This window comes from Enterobacter cloacae complex sp. 2024EL-00711 (assembly GCF_047529885.1).
Classification (GTDB): Bacteria; Pseudomonadota; Gammaproteobacteria; order Enterobacterales; family Enterobacteriaceae; genus Enterobacter; species Enterobacter ludwigii.
Map to the genome: position 1 here is coordinate 544,568 of NZ_JBLIZC010000002.1, position 20,417 is coordinate 564,984.

Annotated in this window: 19 protein-coding genes; 13 read left to right on the top strand and 6 right to left on the bottom strand. The window is 56.5% G+C overall.

Going from position 1 to position 20,417, the window contains the following annotated elements:
- The first annotated feature begins 58 nt into the window (after positions 1-58).
- The 11 genes from tar (at position 59) to ACMVME_RS09035 (ending at position 13,247) form a co-directional block, all read left to right on the top strand.
- Positions 59-1,723 carry a methyl-accepting chemotaxis protein II gene (gene tar / locus ACMVME_RS08985; protein ID WP_020883382.1) on the top strand — a complete coding sequence of 555 codons (1,665 nt, stop codon included), beginning with the start codon at positions 59-61 and terminating at the stop codon, positions 1,721-1,723.
- A gap of 44 nt (positions 1,724-1,767) precedes the next feature.
- Entirely contained in the window at positions 1,768-3,369 is a 1,602-nt protein-coding gene (tap, locus tag ACMVME_RS08990) for a methyl-accepting chemotaxis protein IV (protein WP_032680769.1), read from the top strand.
- A gap of 19 nt (positions 3,370-3,388) precedes the next feature.
- On the top strand, positions 3,389-4,255 hold the full coding sequence (gene cheR / locus ACMVME_RS08995; RefSeq protein ID WP_014170664.1) for a protein-glutamate O-methyltransferase CheR: 867 nt from the start codon (positions 3,389-3,391) through the stop codon (positions 4,253-4,255).
- Positions 4,252-5,301, top strand: a complete 1,050-nt coding sequence (locus tag ACMVME_RS09000) for a protein-glutamate methylesterase/protein-glutamine glutaminase (RefSeq protein WP_014170663.1) — start codon at positions 4,252-4,254, stop codon at positions 5,299-5,301. Before cheR ends, ACMVME_RS09000 begins: the two co-directional genes overlap by 4 nt.
- A gap of 17 nt (positions 5,302-5,318) precedes the next feature.
- The gene (gene cheY, locus ACMVME_RS09005; protein WP_000763862.1) at positions 5,319-5,708 is read left to right on the top strand and encodes a chemotaxis response regulator CheY; all 390 of its coding nucleotides are present in this window, start codon (positions 5,319-5,321) and stop codon (positions 5,706-5,708) included.
- Positions 5,709-5,721: 13 nt separating this feature from the next.
- On the top strand, positions 5,722-6,366 hold the full coding sequence (gene cheZ, locus ACMVME_RS09010) for a protein phosphatase CheZ (RefSeq protein WP_013096065.1): 645 nt from the start codon (positions 5,722-5,724) through the stop codon (positions 6,364-6,366).
- 277 nt (positions 6,367-6,643) lie between these two features.
- A complete protein-coding gene (gene flhB / locus ACMVME_RS09015) occupies positions 6,644-7,792 on the top strand; it encodes a flagellar biosynthesis protein FlhB (RefSeq protein ID WP_014170659.1) in 1,149 nt (382 codons plus the stop codon).
- On the top strand, positions 7,785-9,863 hold the full coding sequence (flhA, locus tag ACMVME_RS09020) for a flagellar biosynthesis protein FlhA (protein WP_014170658.1): 2,079 nt from the start codon (positions 7,785-7,787) through the stop codon (positions 9,861-9,863). Before flhB ends, flhA begins: the two co-directional genes overlap by 8 nt.
- Entirely contained in the window at positions 9,860-10,255 is a 396-nt protein-coding gene (gene flhE / locus ACMVME_RS09025; protein WP_123266835.1) for a flagellar protein FlhE, read from the top strand. The genes flhA and flhE overlap by 4 nt, the downstream gene beginning before the upstream one ends.
- Before the next feature lie 264 nt (positions 10,256-10,519).
- The gene (locus tag ACMVME_RS09030; protein WP_025203842.1) at positions 10,520-12,103 is read left to right on the top strand and encodes an MFS transporter; all 1,584 of its coding nucleotides are present in this window, start codon (positions 10,520-10,522) and stop codon (positions 12,101-12,103) included.
- Between the two features lie 4 nt (positions 12,104-12,107).
- The gene (locus tag ACMVME_RS09035; RefSeq protein WP_068794746.1) at positions 12,108-13,247 is read left to right on the top strand and encodes a glycoside hydrolase family 105 protein; all 1,140 of its coding nucleotides are present in this window, start codon (positions 12,108-12,110) and stop codon (positions 13,245-13,247) included.
- A 33-nt stretch (positions 13,248-13,280) separates the two neighbouring features.
- Here ACMVME_RS09035 and argS read toward each other — a convergent pair whose 3' ends face one another.
- On the bottom strand, positions 13,281-15,014 hold the full coding sequence (gene argS / locus ACMVME_RS09040) for an arginine--tRNA ligase (RefSeq protein WP_014170653.1): 1,734 nt from the start codon (positions 15,012-15,014) through the stop codon (positions 13,281-13,283).
- A 239-nt stretch (positions 15,015-15,253) separates the two neighbouring features.
- Here argS and ACMVME_RS09045 point away from each other — a divergent pair, with 239 nt between their 5' ends.
- Positions 15,254-15,814: a VOC family protein gene (locus ACMVME_RS09045; RefSeq protein ID WP_068794745.1), complete on the top strand. Its 561-nt coding sequence runs from the start codon at positions 15,254-15,256 to the stop codon at positions 15,812-15,814.
- A 76-nt stretch (positions 15,815-15,890) separates the two neighbouring features.
- Positions 15,891-16,634 carry a copper homeostasis protein CutC gene (gene cutC / locus ACMVME_RS09050; protein WP_068794744.1) on the top strand — a complete coding sequence of 248 codons (744 nt, stop codon included), beginning with the start codon at positions 15,891-15,893 and terminating at the stop codon, positions 16,632-16,634.
- A 183-nt stretch (positions 16,635-16,817) separates the two neighbouring features.
- Here cutC and cmoB read toward each other — a convergent pair whose 3' ends face one another.
- From cmoB to ACMVME_RS09075, 5 genes are read right to left on the bottom strand one after another with little or no spacing between them, the layout of a single operon-like run.
- Positions 16,818-17,789, bottom strand: a complete 972-nt coding sequence (gene cmoB, locus ACMVME_RS09055) for a tRNA 5-methoxyuridine(34)/uridine 5-oxyacetic acid(34) synthase CmoB (RefSeq protein WP_020883389.1) — start codon at positions 17,787-17,789, stop codon at positions 16,818-16,820.
- The gene (cmoA, locus tag ACMVME_RS09060; RefSeq protein ID WP_068794743.1) at positions 17,786-18,529 is read right to left on the bottom strand and encodes a carboxy-S-adenosyl-L-methionine synthase CmoA; all 744 of its coding nucleotides are present in this window, start codon (positions 18,527-18,529) and stop codon (positions 17,786-17,788) included. The genes cmoB and cmoA overlap by 4 nt, the downstream gene beginning before the upstream one ends.
- Before the next feature lie 40 nt (positions 18,530-18,569).
- Positions 18,570-18,965 carry an MAPEG family protein gene (locus ACMVME_RS09065; RefSeq protein ID WP_020883391.1) on the bottom strand — a complete coding sequence of 132 codons (396 nt, stop codon included), beginning with the start codon at positions 18,963-18,965 and terminating at the stop codon, positions 18,570-18,572.
- A gap of 51 nt (positions 18,966-19,016) precedes the next feature.
- A complete protein-coding gene (locus ACMVME_RS09070) occupies positions 19,017-19,835 on the bottom strand; it encodes a DUF72 domain-containing protein (protein ID WP_068794742.1) in 819 nt (272 codons plus the stop codon).
- A complete protein-coding gene (locus tag ACMVME_RS09075) occupies positions 19,832-20,398 on the bottom strand; it encodes a hydrolase (protein WP_032678431.1) in 567 nt (188 codons plus the stop codon). The genes ACMVME_RS09070 and ACMVME_RS09075 overlap by 4 nt, the downstream gene beginning before the upstream one ends.
- Between the last annotated feature and the right edge of the window lie 19 nt (positions 20,399-20,417).

The following is a 20,417-nucleotide window of genomic DNA, read 5'->3' on the forward strand; positions in this document are numbered from 1 at the left end:
TAAAGTTCCTGTAGTCAGTGCCGATAACACCGTTAATAAATCTATGAGAAGGTGTTGTATGTTGAACCGTATCCGCGTTGTCACAATGCTTATGATGGTGCTGGTCATTTTCGCACTTCTTCAGCTTACCTCCGGCGGGCTTTTTTTCTCGTCACTTAAACAAAACCAGGACAGTTTCGCCGCCTCGAACGATCTCCGCGTACAGCAGAGTGAACTGACGTCGACGTGGGATCTGATGCTGCAAACGCGTATCAACCTGAGCCGCTCTTCCGCCCGCATGATGATGGATCCAAATAATCAGCAGAGCAGTGCGAAAACGGAACTGCTGAAAAATGCGCGGGCGACCCTTGCTGACGCCGCGAAACACTACGACGCCTTTAAGAAAATCACACCACAGCCTGCCATGGCGCAGGTGAGCCAGAATATCGATGAAAAGTACAACGCCTACTATGCCGGTCTGACAGAGCTTATTCAGTTCCTGGAAAGCGGCAACATGGACGCGTATTTCGCGCAGCCTACCCAGGGGATGCAAAACGCCCTCGGTGCGGCACTCGGGGAATATGCCAAAGCCAGTGGCGACCTGTATCACTCGGCCTTTACGCAAAGCCAGAATGATTACCGCTTTGCCAAATGGCAGATGGCCGTCATGGCGCTGGCGCTGGTCATCGTGCTGGTGGGCGTGTGGTACGGCATTCGCCACATCCTGCTTAATCCTCTCGGTCGCGTCATTGCCCACATTCGCGAGATTGCCGGTGGTGACCTGACCAAAACGCTGACCGTCTCCGGGCGCAATGAAATTACCGAGCTGGCAAACAGCGTTGATCATATGCAGCGCTCGCTAATTGAGACCGTCGCCAACGTGCGTAACGGATCGGAAGCCATTTATACCGGTACCAGCGAAATTGCGATGGGCAACAACGATCTGTCGTCGCGCACCGAACAGCAGGCGTCGGCGCTCGAAGAGACCGCCGCCAGCATGGAGCAGCTTACCGCGACCGTGAAGCAGAACGCGGACAACGCCCGTCAGGCCTCACAGCTGGCGGAAAGCGCGTCCGAAACGGCGCAGCGAGGCGGTCGTGTGGTGGACGGCGTGGTGAAAACCATGCACGAAATCGCCGACAGTTCGAAGAAAATCGCCGACATCATTAGCGTTATCGACGGCATCGCTTTCCAGACCAATATCCTCGCCCTCAACGCCGCCGTTGAAGCCGCACGTGCGGGCGAGCAGGGGCGCGGGTTTGCCGTGGTGGCCGGGGAAGTGCGCAACCTTGCCAGCCGCAGTGCCAACGCGGCGAAAGAGATCAAGGCCCTGATTGAAGACTCCGTTTCCCGCGTCGATACCGGCTCCGTGCTGGTAGAAAGCGCAGGGGAAACCATGAATGACATCGTGAATGCCGTTACCCGCGTAACGGACATCATGGGTGAAATCGCCTCTGCGTCTGATGAGCAGAGTCGTGGTATCGATCAGGTCGCTCTGGCGGTATCGGAAATGGATCGCGTGACACAACAAAACGCCGCGCTGGTGCAGGAGTCCGCTGCGGCGGCCGCTGCGCTGGAAGACCAGGCAAGCCGTCTGAAGATGGCCGTCTCGGCGTTTCGTCTCGCTTCACTCGCTGGAAACACGGTCACCCCGCAAGCAACGTATCTCGCGCCTGCCGCAGCAGCGGCAGCGACCCGTAAACCTGCAGCGACGACCGGACATGAAAACTGGGAAACATTTTGACTGACATTTAAACCGCGGCTGCTTGCCGCATGATGGGAGCGTGGATGTTAAATCGTATTCGTATCTCGACCACACTGTTTTTGATTCTGATCCTTTGCGGTGTGTTGCAGGTTGGCAGTAACGGGTTGTCTTTTTGGGCGTTTCGCGATGGCTATCAGAATTTGCAGGAAGTTGAGGCGAGTAACCAGCAGCGCGCCGCCGTGGCACAGACGCGCGCCGTACTGTTGCAGGCAAGCACGGCGCTGAACAAAGCGGGAACCTTAACCGCCCTGAGTTATCCGCCGGATGACATCAAGGCGTTGATGGTGACCGCGCGCGACAGCCTGAAGCTGGCTGACGCGCAGTTTAACGCCTTCGCGGCACAGGACGCCGGCAGCGCGGAAGTGAAAGCGCTGAAAGTCGCGATGAAGAAGCGTTTTGATCAGTGGCACAGCGACCTGGATCACCAGGCGACCTGGCTTGAGAACAACCAGCTCTCGGACTTTATGACCGCGCCGGTCCAGGCGTCCCAGGCGGCGTTTGATGCGAGCTTTAATGCCTGGCAGCAGAACATTAACCAGTTTGTCCAACGCGCCGGGAATGACAGCCGTAAAAACTACCATATGTCAGGCGTGATTTTTGCCGTGGTGGTGATTCTGGCGGTGCTGCTGACCGGCGGTGCCCTGTACTGGTCGCGCAGAATGATTGTGCAACCGCTGGCGATCGTCAGCAGCCACTTCGACAGTATTGCGAAGGGTAACCTGGCGCGTCCGGTGGCGGTGTACGGCAAGAACGAAATTTCGGCGATTTTTGCCAGCCTGAAGGCGATGCAGGGCGCCCTGCGGGAAACGGTCTCCGATGTGCGACAGGGCAGTTATGCCATGCACACCGGGATCTCGGAGATTGCGGCAGGCAATAACGATCTCTCATCGCGCACCGAGCAGCAGGCAGCTTCGCTGGCGCAAACGGCTGCCAGCATGGAGCAGCTCACCGCGACGGTAAGCCAGAACGCGGATAACGCGCGTCAGGCGTCTGACCTGTCCAGACAGGCGGCGATGACGGCGAAGAAAGGGGGCGATCAGGCCTCTCACGTGGCCAGTACCATGCAGGACATTGCCGCCAGTTCACAGAAAATTGGCGACATCATCAGCGTGATTGACGGTATTGCGTTCCAGACCAACATTCTGGCGCTGAACGCGGCCGTTGAAGCGGCACGAGCCGGTGAGCAGGGGCGTGGTTTTGCGGTTGTGGCCGGTGAAGTCCGTAATCTGGCGAGCCGCAGCGCCAACGCCGCGAAAGAAATTAAAGGACTGATTGAAGAGTCCGTCTCACGCGTCCAGCAAGGCTCTGCCCTGGTGGACACGGCGGCGAAAACCATGCACGAAATCGTCACCTCCGTTACGCGGGTTAACGACATCATGGGCGAGATTGCTTCTGCGTCCGATGAACAGCGTCGCGGAATTGAGCAGGTGGCCCAGGCGGTAAGCCAGATGGATCAGGTCACGCAACAAAACGCCTCGTTAGTGGAGGAAGCGGCAGCGGCAACCGATCAGCTGGCCAGCCAGGCGGATCATCTGACCGGGCTGGTCGCGGTATTTAATGTGAAAGAGCACGTTGAAGCAGTAACAGAAGTCGGGCGGTCGCAGGCCGTGCCAGTTGTATCCTGAATGTAATTAAGAAGGCGCTATGACATCACCAATGCCCCCAGGGCAAACGTCATTACTGTTGCAGATGACACAGCGCCTCGCGCTGTCCGACGCGCATTTTCGTCGGATATGTCAGTTAATCTACCAGCGTGCGGGGATTGTGCTTGCCGATCATAAGCGAGACATGGTCTACAACCGTCTGGTGCGGCGCTTGCGTACGCTGGGGCTGGACGATTTTGGTCGCTATCTGAGCATGCTCGAAGCGAACCAGAATAGCGCAGAGTGGCAGGCTTTTATTAACTCGTTAACCACCAACCTGACCGCATTTTTCCGTGAAGCTCACCACTTCCCGGTCCTGGCGGAGCACGCGCGTCGCCGCAGCGGGGAGTATCGCGTCTGGAGTGCGGCCGCCTCAACCGGGGAAGAGCCGTACTCGCTGGCGATCACCCTTGCCGACACGCTGGGCATGGCGCCTGGACGCTGGAAAGTCTACGCCAGTGATATTGATACCGAAGTGCTGGAAAAGGCACGCAACGGCGTGTATCGCCAGGATGAACTGAAAACGCTGTCACCTCAGCAGTTGCAGCGTTACTTCATGCGCGGAACCGGCCCGCATGAAGGCCTGGTGCGCGTGCGCCAGGAGCTGGCGAACTGTGTCGAATTCGCGCCCGTTAACCTGCTGGATAAGCAGTACAACGTGCCGGGGCCATTCGACGCTATTTTTTGCCGTAACGTCATGATCTATTTTGATAAAACGACGCAACAGGACATTCTGCGTCGGTTTGTTCCGTTGCTCAAGCCTGACGGTTTACTGTTTGCCGGGCACTCGGAAAACTTCAGCAACCTCGTGCGTGAGTTTAGCCTGCGTGGGCAAACGGTATATGCGCTGAGTAAGGAAAAAGCATGAGTAAAATCAGGGTGTTGTCTGTCGACGATTCTGCGCTGATGCGCCAGATCATGACTGAAATTATCAATAGCCACAGCGACATGGAGATGGTGGCGACAGCGCCTGATCCGCTGGTAGCGCGGGATTTAATTAAAAAATATAACCCCGATGTGTTAACGCTGGATGTCGAAATGCCGCGCATGGATGGCATTGATTTCCTGGAAAAATTGATGCGCCTGCGGCCCATGCCGGTGGTGATGGTCTCATCCCTGACCGGAAAAGGATCTGAAATTACCCTGCGTGCGCTGGAGTTAGGGGCGGTGGATTTTGTCACCAAACCTCAGCTTGGCATTCGTGAAGGGATGCTGGCGTACAGCGAAATGATCGCCGAGAAGATCCGCACCGCGTCACGTGCGAAGCTTGCCGCGCACAAACCGATGGATGCACCGGTAACGCTGAAGGCCGGTCCTTTACTCAGTTCGGAAAAACTGCTGGTGATTGGGGCGTCAACCGGGGGAACAGAGGCAATTCGTCATGTACTCCAGCCATTGCCGCTTTCAAGTCCGGGTATTCTGATCACGCAGCATATGCCGCCAGGCTTTACCCGCTCGTTCGCCGAGCGTCTGAACAAGCTGTGTCAGATCAGCGTGAAAGAGGCGGAAGACGGTGAGCGCGTACTCCCCGGCCATGCGTATATCGCACCGGGTGACAAGCATATGGAGCTGGCGCGCAGTGGCGCTAACTATCAAATCAAAATTCATGACGGGCCGCCGGTAAACCGGCACCGTCCGTCGGTGGATGTGCTGTTTCATTCGGTGGCGAAACATGCGGGGCGCAACGCCGTTGGGGTGATCCTGACGGGGATGGGTAACGACGGTGCCGCCGGAATGCTTGCAATGCACCAGGCTGGCGCCTGGACGATTGCGCAGAATGAAGCAAGTTGTGTGGTGTTCGGCATGCCGCGCGAGGCCATCAATATGGGTGGCGTGAGCGAAGTGGTCGATCTTAGCCAGGTAAGCCAGCAGATGCTGGCGAAAATCAGTGCCGGACAGGCAATACGTATTTGACTCAGGAGTATTATTTTATGGCGGATAAAGAGCTTAAGTTTTTGGTTGTGGATGACTTTTCCACCATGCGTCGTATCGTACGCAACCTGCTGAAAGAGCTGGGCTTCAACAACGTTGAAGAAGCAGAAGACGGCGTTGATGCGCTGAACAAACTGCAGGCGGGCGGGTTTGGTTTTGTTATCTCCGACTGGAACATGCCAAACATGGACGGTCTGGAACTGCTGAAAACCATCCGTGCGGACGCGGGAATGGCGTCATTGCCGGTTCTGATGGTGACCGCAGAAGCGAAAAAAGAGAACATTATTGCCGCAGCACAGGCGGGCGCTAGTGGCTATGTTGTGAAGCCGTTCACTGCGGCCACCCTGGAAGAGAAGCTCGGTAAGATCTTCGAGAAACTCGGCATGTGAGGTGTTGGTTATGATGATGCAACCTGCTATGAAACCCGTTGAAGAACACTCGCCCAGCGATATCATTGCCCGCATCGGCAGCCTGACACGCATGCTGCGTGACAGCCTGCGTGAACTGGGGCTGGACCAGGCAATTGCTGAAGCGGCGGAAGCCATTCCGGATGCCCGCGATCGTCTGGACTACGTTGTGCAGATGACCGCTCAGGCGGCTGAACGTGCGCTGAACAGCGTTGAAGCGTCACAACCGCATCAGGATGCGATGGAGAAAGGCGCGAAAGCGCTGACCAAACGCTGGGATGAGTGGTTTGAGAATCCAATCGAGCTGGCGGATGCCCGCGAGCTGGTCACGGATACCCGTCAGTTCCTGGGCGATGTGCCGGGCCACACCAGCTTTACCAACGCGCAGCTGCTGGACATCATGATGGCGCAGGATTTCCAGGACCTCACGGGCCAGGTTATCAAACGCATGATGGATGTGATTCAGGAAATTGAACGTCAGCTGCTGATGGTGCTGCTGGAGAACATTCCGGAACCGGCCGCTCGTCCAAAACGCGAGAACGAAAGCCTGCTCAACGGTCCACAGCTCGACGCCACCAAAGCGGGCGTTGTGGCAAGCCAGGATCAGGTAGACGACCTGCTGGACAGCCTTGGTTTCTGATTGAGGTGATGACCCTCAGGTTGCGCGCGCAACCTGAGGGTATGCCGCTTAATTTTGAGTGCATAACGCTGGGGTGGCTGGCCCTTGCTCACGCACTGCTTGCTGACAGTGTTGCCAAACGCTATCTCAAATTTTTTTTTTGCCGTTTTTTACTCATCACCCGATTGCTCCGACGCTGAACTGGCTAAAAGAACCCGGTTATTGGGTTTTTTCAACCCATTGATGAAAGGTCAGGCTGGCATGATACCCGTGACTAAATGGGCTGCGAGCAGGCACTGTGGCAGAAGAGAACGACGACAAAACGGAAGCCCCCACACCCCACCGACTAGAAAAAGCGCGTGAGGAAGGGCAGGTCCCCCGATCCCGAGAACTGACATCCCTGCTGATCCTCATCGTAGGCGTGTGCATTATCTGGTGGGGTGGGGAGGCGCTCGCCCGCAAACTGGCGGGAATGCTCTCGGCTGGCCTGCGTTTTGACCACAGTATGGTCAACGACCCTAACCTGATCCTCAGCCAGATAATCCTGCTCGTTAAAGATGCCATGCTTGCGCTGTTGCCCCTGATTACCGGCGTCGTGCTGGTGGCGCTGGTCTCGCCCGTGATGCTGGGCGGTCTGGTGTTTAGCGGGAAATCGCTGCAACCCAAGTTTTCGAAACTGAACCCGCTGCCGGGGATTGCGAAAATGTTCTCGGCGCAAACCGGTGCGGAGTTGCTTAAAGCGATTCTGAAATCGGTCCTGATGGGCAGTACCGGCGGTTTTTTTCTGTGGCACCACTGGCCGGAAATGATGCGCCTTATTAGCGAATCGCCGTTAACCGCGATGAGCAATGCGCTGAACCTGGCCGGGCTCTGTGCCCTGCTGGTGGTGCTCAGCATTATTCCCATGGTGGGTTTTGACGTTATCTTCCAGCTTTACAGCCACTTCAAGAAACTGCGCATGTCTCGTCAGGATATTCGGGATGAATATAAGCAGATGGAAGGTGACCCGCACGTGAAAGGGCGTATCCGCCAGATGCAGCGTGCTGCCGCCCGTCGGCGGATGATGGAAGATGTGCCAAAAGCCGACGTCATTGTGACTAACCCGACACACTATTCCGTTGCGCTGCAGTACGACGAAAACAAAATGAGCGCGCCGAAAGTGGTGGCGAAAGGGGCGGGGCTCATCGCCCTGCGTATTCGTGAAATTGGTACCGAAAACCGGGTGCCCATACTCGAAGCGCCTCCGCTGGCGCGCGCGCTGTATCGCCATGCGGAAATTGGACAACAGATCCCAGGACAACTCTACGCCGCGGTGGCGGAAGTGCTGGCCTGGGTATGGCAGTTGAAACGCTGGCGTCTGGCTGGCGGTCAACGGCCTGTGAAACCTGAGAACCTTCCGGTGCCTGACGCGCTGGATTTTATGAACGAGAAGGACACTGATGGCTAATCTGGTGGCAATGTTGCGCCTGCCCGGCAACCTGAAATCGACGCAATGGCAGATCCTTGCCGGACCGATTCTCATCCTGCTAATTCTGTCGATGATGGTCTTGCCGCTTCCGGCGTTCATCCTCGACCTGCTTTTCACATTCAACATTGCGTTGTCCATTATGGTTTTGCTGGTGGCGATGTTCACCCAGCGCACCCTTGAGTTCGCCGCATTCCCGACCATTCTGCTGTTTACCACCTTGTTAAGGCTGGCGCTGAATGTGGCGTCAACCCGTATCATTCTGATGGAAGGCCACACCGGTGCAGCCGCGGCGGGTAAAGTGGTTGAGGCATTCGGCCACTTCCTGGTCGGCGGTAACTTTGCCATCGGTATCGTGGTGTTCGTCATTCTTGTCATCATCAACTTTATGGTTATCACCAAAGGGGCCGGACGTATCGCGGAAGTGGGCGCGCGTTTTGTGCTTGACGGGATGCCGGGCAAGCAGATGGCCATCGACGCGGATCTGAACGCCGGGCTTATTGCCGAAGATGAAGCCAAAAAGCGCCGCTCGGAAGTGACGCAGGAGGCTGACTTCTACGGCTCAATGGACGGTGCGAGTAAGTTTGTTCGCGGTGATGCCATTGCGGGCATCCTGATCATGGTGATTAACGTGGTCGGCGGCCTGCTGGTGGGCGTGCTGCAGCACGGTATGGACATGGGCCACGCGGCGGAAAGCTATACGCTGCTGACCATTGGTGACGGTCTGGTGGCTCAGATCCCGGCGCTGGTCATCTCAACGGCGGCGGGGGTTATCGTGACCCGCGTCAGTACCGATCAGGATGTTGGCGAGCAGATGGTCGGGCAACTCTTCAGCAACCCGCGCGTGATGCTGCTGGCCGCCGCGGTGCTGGGCCTGCTCGGTCTGGTGCCGGGAATGCCAAACCTGGTGTTCCTGCTGTTCACTGCGGCATTGCTGGGCCTTGCCTGGTGGATGCGTGGCCGTGAGATGACCCCGGCAGCGGAACCTGCTCCGGTAAAAATGCCGGAGAACACGCAGGCCGTGGAAGCGACCTGGAACGACGTTCAACTGGAAGACTCGCTGGGAATGGAAGTAGGGTATCGCCTCATCCCGATGGTCGATTTCCAGCAGGATGGCGAACTGTTGGGCCGAATCCGCAGCATCCGTAAAAAATTCGCCCAGGACATGGGCTTCCTGCCGCCGGTGGTTCACATCCGCGACAATATGGATCTGCCGCCAGCGCGCTATCGTATTCTGATGAAAGGCGTAGAGATTGGCAGCGGTGATGCTTATCCAGGCCGCTGGCTGGCCATTAATCCAGGCACCGCGGCGGGTACGCTGCCGGGCGAGCAAACCATCGACCCGGCCTTTGGCCTGGCTGCCATCTGGATTGAAAGTGCGCTGAAAGAGCAGGCGCAAATTCAGGGCTACACCGTGGTGGAGGCGAGTACCGTGGTGGCGACCCACCTGAACCATCTGATTGGACAATTCTCGGCAGAGCTGTTTGGTCGTCAGGAAGCCCAGCAACTGCTCGATCGCGTCACGCAGGAGATGCCGAAGCTGACAGAAGATCTCGTGCCAGGCGTCGTGACGCTGACCACGCTGCACAAGGTGCTGCAAAACCTGCTCGAGGAAAAAGTGCCGATCCGCGATATGCGTACCATTCTGGAAACCCTCGCCGAGCATGCACCGTTGCAAAGCGATCCGCACGAACTGACGGCGGTGGTGCGTGTGGCACTGGGACGGGCGATCACGCAGCAGTGGTTCCCGGGCACCGGGGAAGTGCAGGTTATCGGCCTCGATACGCCGCTTGAACGTCTGCTGCTGCAGGCTCTGCAGGGCGGTGGAGGGCTGGAACCTGGCCTGGCCGACCGTCTGCTGGAGCAAACACAAGAGGCGCTGGCGCGTCAGGAGATGCTGGGTGCGCCACCGGTTCTGCTGGTGAACCATGCGCTGCGTCCGCTGCTGTCGCGCTTCCTGCGCCGTAGCCTGAACCAGCTGGTCGTGCTGTCGAATATGGAGTTGTCGGATAACCGTCATATCCGTATGACGGCGACGATCGGAGGAAAATAATGCGTAAGTGGTTATGGATTTTACTTTTTCCGCTGGTGGCCCAGGCCGCCGGGGAAGGGACCTGGCAGGCCAGCAGCATTGGCGTGACCCTCAGCAACCGCGGTGTCGCCATGTCTTCGCGACCGCTATCACCGACTGAGCCGGTGTCCGGTCTGATGACCCTGGTGGTCTGGAACTACACGCTTATTGGCCCAACGCCTGCCGGGCTTCGGGTACGGCTGTGCTCCCAGACACGCTGTACGGAAATTGACGGAGAGAATGGCACCACTCAGGCCTTCAACGGCGTGCCTGCTGTCGAACCTTTGCGCTTTATCTGGGAAGTGCCGGGCGGCGGACGCCTGATCCCTGCGCTGAAAGTTCAGCGTAATTCCGTCATCGTCAACTACCGCTAATACCCCGCTTTCTACGACAGCCATCAGCCATTTCTGATGGCTGGCTCGCAAAAAATGACCTCCTCTTTTGATGTAAAAGAAACGCTGTTTTATAAATCAGTGACACGCGTAACGACACTCTTTGCATTTTTGCCAGCCGCTTGCCGGTGATGGCAAAAACAGAAAGGTATCACCAGGTCGATACTCTTACTGTAGCCGTGTAATAACTCCCGGATCAGATTTTGCTTACAGGGAGTCTCCCAAAACTGAGTAGGGTTGACGGCAATGAAAACACGAAAAATTGGACTCGCAAATTATCTTGCTTACGGGTCAGGCGATTTCCTCGGGGCGGGAACCACCGCCCTGACGGCGGCCTGGCTTTTGTATTTTTATACAACGTTCTGTGGACTCTCCCCGATTGAAGCAACCTTCATCTTTGCCGCCGCAAGGGTACTGGATGCCGTCGTCAGCCCTTTGATGGGCTTTTTGACCGATAACTTTGGCACGACATGGCTCGGCAAGCGCTTCGGTCGGCGTAAGTTCTTTATTCTGCTGGGGATCCCGTGCGTGTTCAGCTACTCCCTGATGTGGGTGGGGGAGATGAGTTTCTGGTATTACCTGCTGACCTATCTGGTGTTCGATATCGTCTACACCATGATTCTGGTGCCGTACGAAACGCTGGTGCCGGAAATGACCGATGACTTTAAACAGAAAACCCGCTTCTCAGGTGCCCGTATCTCGATGGCGCAAATGTCTGCCATCCTGGCCTCATTCCTGCCGGGGATCCTGCTCACGCATTTCGGCAAAGATAACGCGGTCTCCTTTTTCTATGCAAGCCTGGTCTTCTCCGTGCTGTGCGCGCTGATGCTGATGCTCGTCTGGTTCTTCACCTGGGAGCGACCGCGGGAAGAGTGGAGCGAAGCCGCCCTGCGTGCTGAAGAAGAGAAGAAGAAACTGTCGCTCGGGCAGAGCCTCAACCGCCTGTTTGTGGAGTTGAGCTCTACGCTGCGCGTGAGAATTTTCCGTCAGCATCTGGGGATGTACCTTGGCGGGTATATCGCCCAGGACGTCTTTAATGCCGTGTTTACCTACTACGTGGTTTTCGTGCTGATGCAGGAAGCATCCATGGCCTCCAGCCTGCTGGGCACGATGGCCATCTTCCAGTTTATTGCGGTTATCGCCATGATCCCGCTGTGCATTCGCTTCGGACCCGCGCCGTCCTATCGGATGGTCGTGGTGCTGTTTGGCCTGGCATCGCTTTCCTACGCCGTGCTGTATTACGCGGGCCTGAGTGATATCTACTCTCTGTTATTGCTGGTCTCTGCAGTTGCCGGTCTGGGACGCGGTGGGATCAACTATGTGCCGTGGAATACCTACACCTACATTGCTGATGTCGATGAAGTGATCACCGGCCAGCGCCGCGAAGGGATTTTCGCCGGCATCATGACGCTGACCCGTAAAGCCTCGCAGGCAGGGGCGGTAATGCTGGTGGGCATTGTGATGCAGATGTCCGGCTTTGTTAGCGGACAGAAGACCCAGCCCGCGGAAGTGAGCCACACCATTCTGCTGATCCTGAGCGTGGGAACGCTTCTGGTTCTGTTCTGCGGCTTCCTGGTCTCGCTGCGTTTCAAACTCAATTTGCACACCCACACCACGCTGCGTGAAGAGACCGCCAAAATGCGCGCGTCTGGTCGCGCCATTCCTGAGAGTGCGACACCAGAAGCCCGCGCCACCGTGGAGATGCTGGCCGGTATGCCTTATGCGTCGCTGTGGGGCAATAACAACATCGGCTATCTGAATCGTAATAAGCCTGCGGCACCTTCGCTGAAGGGGCGCGCGGTACTGAATTCGACATACAACAGAGGTTAAGATAATGAAAGTTTGGCCGGTCAAACACAGTCCACTCCTGCGTCAGCCTGCGCATTTCATCGCCCGGGACGAGCTGAAATCGCTGATTGAAAAGGTGACGCATAACCTCGTTAATATCCACGACACAACAGGTGAGTTTTTACTGCGCCTGGACGACGGGCGGGTCATTGACACCAAAGGATGGGCAGGCTGGGAGTGGACCCACGGCGTGGGGTTATACGGTATCTGGCAGTATTACTGCCAGACGGGCGACGAAGCGATGCGTGACATCATTGACCGCTGGTTTGCCGATCGTTTCAGGGAAGGGGCGACCACCAAAAACGTGAATACCATGTCACCGTTCCTGACGCTGGCATATCGTTATGAAGAGACCAGAAACCCGGCCTGGCTGCCGTGGCTGGAAAGCTGGGCGGAGTGGGCCATGAATGAGATGCCGCGCACCGACCATGGCGGCATGCAGCACATCACCCTGGCGGAAGAGAATTCTCAGCAGATGTGGGATGACACGCTGATGATGACGGTTCTGCCGCTGGCGAAAATCGGCAAGCTCCTTAATAAACCGGAGTACGTTGAAGAGGCGGTGTATCAGTTTCTGCTGCACGTGCAGAACCTGATGGATCGCGAAACCGGCCTGTGGTTCCACGGCTGGAATTACGAAGGCCACCATAACTTTGCGAAGGCACGCTGGGCACGAGGCAACAGCTGGTTGACCATCGTGATCCCGGATTTCCTTGAACTGGTGGATTTGCCTGAACATAACGCCGTTCGCCGCTACCTTGTGCAGGTGCTGAACGCGCAGATTGCGGCCCTCGCCAAATGTCAGGACGATAGCGGCCTGTGGCATACGCTGCTCGACGATCCGCACGCCTACCTTGAGGCGTCAGCCACGGCAGGCTTTGCCTACGGTATTCTGAAAGCGGTGCGTAAACGCTATGTCGGCGCGGAATATGCTGCGGTGGCGGAGAAAGCAATTCGCGGCATTGTGGAAAATATCTCGCCGGAAGGGGAGTTACTGCAGACGTCGTTCGGTACGGGGATGGGCAGCGATCTGGCGTTCTATCGCCAGATCCCACTCACGTCGATGCCCTATGGACAGGCCATGGCAATCCTGTGTTTAACGGAATACCTGCGCAAATATTTTTGAACATAAAAAACCCGGCGATGGCCGGGTTTTTTATTACATGCGCTCTACGGTTTCGATACCCAGGGTATCCAGACCCAGCTTCAGGGTCTTCGCCGTCAGCTGAGCCAGCTTCAGGCGGCTGTTGCGGACCGCTTCGCTTTCCGCAGACAGGATAGGGCAGTGTTCGTAGAAACCGGAGAACAGACCCGCCAGATCGTACAGGTAAGAGCACATCACGTGCGGGGTACCGTCACGTGCGACAACGGCCAGCGTCTCTTCAAACTGCAACAGACGCGCCGCCAGCTGGGCTTCGCGATCTTCGGAAATGATCACCTCAGCATTGGCCAGCGCGCTTTCATCGATACTGGCTTTACGGAACACGGAGAGCACGCGGGTGTAGGCGTACTGCATATACGGCGCAGTATTACCTTCAAAGGCCAGCATGTTATCCCAGTCGAAGATATAGTCGGTGGTACGGTTCTTGGAGAGATCCGCATACTTCACTGCACCGATTCCCACGGCGTTGGCGAGTTTTTCCAGCTCATCGGCAGGCATATCCGGATTCTTCTCGGCCACCAGACGGCGGGCGCGTTCCAGCGCTTCGTCCAGCAGGTCGGACAGCTTCACGGTACCGCCCGCACGGGTTTTGAACGGCTTACCGTCTTTACCCAGCATCATGCCGAACATATGGTGTTCAAGCGGCACGGAATCCGGCACGTAGCCTGCTTTGCGCACAATAGTCCATGCTTGCATCAGGTGCTGGTGCTGACGGGAGTCGATGTAGTACAGCACGCGGTCCGCATGCAGCGTTTCGTAACGGTATTTCGCACAGGCGATATCGGTGGTGGTGTAGAGATAGCCGCCATCCTTTTTCTGGATGATCACGCCCATCGGTTCACCTTCCTTGTTTTTATACTCATCAAGGAACACGACCGTCGCGCCTTCGCTCTCAACCGCCAGGTTTTTGGCCTTCAGGTCAGCCACAATGCCAGGCAGCATCGGGTTATAGAGGCTTTCACCCATCACATCGTCACGGGTCAGGGTAACGTTCAGACGGTTATAGGTGAGCTGGTTCTGGGACATGGTGATGTCAACCAGTTTACGCCACATCTCGAGGAAGTACGGGTCGCCGCCCTGCAGTTTTACCACGTAACTGCGCGCGCGCTCGGCAAAAGCGTCGTCTTCGTCGTAGTGTTTTTTAGCTTCGCGGTAGAACCCTTCCAGGTCTGCCAGGGCCATCTCACCTGCATTTTCCTGCTGCTGTTTTTCCAGGTAAGCAATCAGCATCCCGAACTGGGTACCCCAGTCGCCCACGTGGTTCGCGCGGATCACTTTGTGACCGAGGAACTCCAGGGTACGCACGGCCGCGTCACCGATAATGGTGGAACGCAGGTGCCCGACGTGCATCTCTTTCGCCACGTTTGGCGCTGAGTAGTCAATCACCACGGTCTGCGCTTCTGGCTGGGAGACACCCAGACGGTCAGATTTCAGCGCCGCGTCAACGTGGCGTGCCAGGAAAGCAGGCTCAAGGAAGATGTTGATAAATCCAGGGCCGGCGATTTCAGTTTTGCTGGCAATACCGGTGAGATCCAGATGAGTCAGCACCTGCTCAGCGAGTTGTCGCGGCGGCATACCCAGTTTTTTAGCCACTGCCATCACGCCATTAGCCTGATAGTCGCCAAACTGTACTTTTGCTGACTGACGAACCTGCGGTTCGCAATCCGCAGGCGCACCTGCGGCAATCAGTGCCTGACTGACTTTTTCGGAGAGAAGAGCCTGAATATTCACCTGGATACCTTACATTTTTGATGCGGGCAAATAACCGCCCGCGCCAGTTAAAGAATTTAGGGCGGGAGTATACTGCAAATGCCTTCTGGCGTCAGCATTGCGGGGGCCGAAGATTGCGCAGAATCCAGGCTAAGAAAGCATGCATAAACATGCAGTCGTAAAAACCGCTATTCAGAGGTTGGTCGAAAGAGGGCAACAGAGTAAATTAGCGGCTTTGCGACACGATAAGAGACTGACGTATGGCGAACTGGCACTCCATTGACGAACTGCATGATATTTCCGCAGATTTACCGCGCTTCACCCAGGCGTTCACAGAACTTGCCACCCGCCTTGGTCTGGATATTGCGCCGCTTGAGGCCGATCACATCTCCTTGCGCTGCCATCAGAACGCAACCGCCGAGCGCTGGCGTCGCGGGTTTGAACAGTGTGGCGAGTTACTCTCAGAGAACATCATCAACGGTCGCCCCATCTGCCTGTTCAAACTGCATGAACCGGTGTGCGTGGCTCACTGGCGGTTCAGTGTGGTCGAATTGCCCTGGCCGGGCGAGAAACGCTACCCGCATGAAGGCTGGGAGCATATCGAAATTGTCCTGCCGGGTGAGCCCGAAACGCTGAATGCTCGTGCACTGGCGCTGCTGTCTGACGAGGGTCTGAGCAAGCCTGGCATTTTTGTGAAAACAAGTTCCCCGAAAGGCGAAGGTGAGCGTCTGCCTAATCCTACTCTGGCCGTCACTGACGGACAGGTTACCGTGAAGTTCCATCCCTGGACGATTGAACAGATTGTTGCCAGCGAAGCATAAGATGTGACCGTACGCTGAGACCGGGCGTAGCCTGCGTGTCATGATGGTGCGTTAAGTGGATATTAAGGAGGATGTAATGGCGCTGCTGGAGATTTGTTGTTACAGCGTGGAGTGTGCCGTCACCGCGCAACAGCACGGGGCTGACCGCATTGAACTGTGTGCCGCACCCAAAGAGGGTGGGTTAACGCCTTCATACGGGATGCTGAAGTCTGCCCGTCAGGCTGTCACCCTTCCGGTACACCCGATTATTCGTCCTCGCGGCGGCGATTTCTGTTACACGCCGGGCGAGTTCAGTGCCATGCTTGAAGATATTACTCTCGTTCGCGATCTGGGATTCCCCGGCCTGGTTATTGGGTTGCTTGATGAAGACGGCAATGTCGATCTGCCGCGCATGCGTCAGGTCATGAACGCGGCAAAAGGGATGGCGGTCACTTTTCATCGCGCGTTTGATATGTGTAAAGATCCCCTGCAATCCTTTGATATTCTTGCTGAACTTGGCGTGGCGCGGGTCCTGACATCGGGTCAGCAGTCCTCTGCTGAAAAAGGACTGCAATTAATTACGGAACTAAAAGCACATTCCGGTGTTCCAATAATAATGGCGGGTGCGGGAGTACGTGCCAGCAATATGGAACTGTTTTTAAACGCCGGGGTAGAGGAGCTTCACAGCTCTGCAGGCAAATGGATGCCATCGCCCATGCGTTATCGCAACACAGGGTTGTCAATGTCGACGGATGCTGAAGCGGATGAGTATTCACGCTACGGTGTAGAGGGAGAGTCGGTTGCGGTAATGAAATCGATGATTGAACGTCATCACGTGTAGCAACGTACCGATTTTTACCGCGCATCATGTCGCCCAATATGATGCTTGCTTGTACCAGGCCCCTGCAATTTCAACAGGGGCCTTTTTTTATGCCCCTCACCCTAACCCTCTCCCCAAAGAGGAGAGGGACAGTACGGTGCGGTCTTTTCTCCCTCGCCCCTTTGGGAAGAGGACCGGGGGAATCTACGGTTTCGTCGCGATCAACACCGCGCGCATTGGCGCAGGATACCCTTCGACAGTCTTGCTGTGGTCTGCCGGGTCGAGGAATTCCGCCAGCGATTCGGTGATCATCCAGTCGGTGCGACGCTGTTCTTCAGTTGACGTTACGCAAACATCGGCAATACGGACATCCACAAAACCGCACTTCTCCAGCCAGTTTTTCAGCGCCGGCGCGGAAGGAATAAAGTAAACGTTCCGCATCTGCGCATAGCGATCGCCCGGCACCAGAACGGTATTTTCATCACCCTCTACCACCAGCGTTTCCAGCACCAGTTCGCCGCCGCTGACCAGCTGATCTTTCAGCTGCCACAGATGTTCGAGTGGGGAGCGGCGGTGGTACAGGACCCCCATCGAAAACACGGTGTCAAACGCCTTCAGGGCAGGGAGCTGTTCAATACCCAACGGCAGCAGGTGCGCGCGCTGGTCGTTACCCAGCAATTTACGCACCGCTTCAAACTGGCACAGGAACAGCTGCATAGGGTCAATCCCCACCGCCAGATGTGCCCCTGCGCCAATCATGCGCCACATGTGGTACCCGCTGCCGCAGCCAACATCCAGAATGGTTCGCCCGGTGAGGTCGGAAAGGTGAGGCAGCACGCGATCCCATTTCCAGTCAGAACGCCATTCAGTATTAATGTTAACGCCGTAGAGTGAGAACGGACCTTTGCGCCACGGCATCAGGTTACGCATCAGCGTTTCAATGCGGTTTATCTGCCCGGGCGGAAGCGGCGTTTCGCTTTGCGCGGTAACGCTGTGGAGCAGATCCAGACGGTGCGGAGTCAGTTCCGGCAGAAACTCCACCGCGTTGGACCACTGCTTTAACAGACCATGCTGCTGATCCCGCTGCCAGGCAGCAATTTGTGCAGGCAGCGTCTCCAGCCAGTGGGAGAGGTGGTTTTTGGCAATCAGCTGATAGAAATTACTGAACTCGATCATGCGATGTCCCCACCTTTCAGCGCCACCAGCGAGCCGAAGTTGAAGCACTGGAACCACAGTTCGCTGTGCTCGAAGCCTGCCTGACGCAGGCGTGCTTTATGGGTTTCGACGGAGTCCGTCAGCATCACGTTTTCGAGCATGCTACGTTTCTGGCTAATTTCCAGCTCGCTATAGCCGTTGGCCCGTTTGAAGTCGTGATGCATATTGAACAGCAGCTCACCCACTTCGGCATCTTCAAAGCTGAATTTCTCGGACAGCACCAGCGCGCCACCGGGTTTCAGGCCTTTATAAATTTTGTCCAGCAACAGCTGACGGTCTTCAGGCACCAGGAACTGCAGAGTAAAATTCAGAACCACCAGCGACGCGTTATTGATGTCGATATCACGGATATCACCTTCCACAACCTCGACTGGCGTCGGGGCTTTATACGCGTTGATGTGGCGACGGCAGCGTTCCACCATGGCCGGGGAGTTATCGACGGCAATGATTTTGCAGCCTTCATGGTGAACGTTACGACGAACAGACAGCGTTGCCGCGCCGAGCGAGCAGCCCAGATCATATACCTGCGTGCCGGGTTGAACGAAACGCTCAGCCAGCATGCCGATCATAGAGATGATATTGGAATAACCGGGAACAGAGCGCTGGATCATATCCGGGAAGACTTCGGCTACCCGTTCATCAAAGGTCCAGTCGCCCAGGCTGGCGATAGGCGCGGAAAAAAGCGTGTCGCGATCTGACATAACGTAAAAATCCGGGAAAAATAAAGTGGCGTATTGTGCGCTAATGGAAGGAGAAAACCAACTCCCACGGCATATACCAAAGGTTAGCCAGCACCATCAGCAAAAGCGAACACCAGGTCGCGCTCATGCCGGAACGACGCCAGCGGAATAAGCGGTGGTGAAAGCCGTAATAATGCATTAACCGGCCGGCAATCAGAAGCAGGCCGCAGACGTGCACCATCCAGGTTTCCGCGCCGTTCATTTCCATAAACAGCAGCAAAATTAACGCAACGGGGATGTACTCAACCGCGTTACCGTGAATGCGGATAGCGCTCTGTAACTCCGAAAAACCGCCGTCACCGTAAGAAACACGGTACTGCATTCGCAGGCGCACAACATCAAATGAAAACTTAATCAGCAGTAATGCACCTAACACCGCATACAGCGCGCTGACCATACTAACTCCCTGTTTTTGGCAGATGGCACCTTCCTATGATAGGGGCTGATATCAGAAAAGAGAAGATTGTTGTGGGATAGAAGGGGCGCTGCCAACGGACGGAACCGCAGCCTGCAAGGCCTGCCAGAGAACATCGACCAGTTCGGGGGCATGAGCGATATCCGGCGTATGGAGAAAGAGATAGGGCGTGGTGGTTTGCTCCCATTTCGCTAATTTTTGCAGCCAGACGGCGAACATCTCCTGGTTTTGCTGCATGTTATCGCTGCCGATAAACCTGACCATCGGGTTTTGCGCGGTGACCACGGCGTGAACAGGCACTTTGGGCTTTTTACGCTGGGCATCAATGATGGCCTCGTTATGCGGGATGGCGCTGTGCACGGGACGGCTGTCGAGAATCACCCGGTTCACCCCGCGGGCATGTAAGCCACGGTTAAGGGCCGTTTCAGCCTCTCCCTTGGCAAAAAACGCCGCATGTCTCACCTCAACGCCGTAGGTAAAGTCCTTGGGCAGGGTATCAAGAAACTGCCATAGCGCAGGCAGGTCGCGTGGGCTAAAGGTGGCCGGAAGCTGCAACCAGTACTGACCGATGCGGTTCGCCAGCGGCGACATCCGGCCAAAGAACTCGTCGGTCAAATCACCGCAGTTTCGCAGCGCAGCGGTGTGGGAGATCGTCGCCGGAAACTTGAAGCAGAAGCGGAAATCATCGGTCGTCTGGTCGCGCCAGCGCTCAACAATCTCTGCTCTGGGCAACGCGTAGAGGGTGGTATTGCCCTCGACACAGTTGAAATGACGGGCATATTCTTCAAGGCTGGTAATACACAGGCGCACCCATTTCGGGTGCGACCACTGGGGCAGGCCAAGGTAGATCATAGGGCGCTTATAATGTCGTCCGTGCTACGCACGCGGCCAATGCGCGGGAAGATGTGGGTCATACTGCCCTGGTGCTGCTCCGCAGACGCTGCGCTGCATGCATCTTCAGCAATCACCAGGTTAAAGCCCAGTTCCCAGGCGTTTCGGGCGGTGGATTCCACGCCAATGTTGGTGGAGATCCCACAGAGAATCAGGGTGTCGATACCGCGCCGACGCAGCTGCAGCTCAAGATCGGTGCCGTAGAATGCGCCCCACTGGCGTTTGGTCACTTCGATATCGCTGTCCCGTTTGCCGAGCGAAACCGGATAGGTCCACCAGTTTTCAGGTAGTGAATGTGCTGCAACCTGAGCATCGACAGGCTGTTTTAAGGCCTCAGCGAAATCCGCTGACCAGCCAACGCGCACCATGATCACAGGGGCGCCGCTGGCACGGCATTTTTCTGCCAGACGCGCGGCGCGGCTGACAACATCTTCGGCGCTGTGCGGGCCTCCGGCAAACGGCAGGATCCCTTCCTGTAAATCAATCACCACAAGCGCGGTTTTGCGGGCATTAAGTGTTAACATGGTAACTCCAGTGAAATGA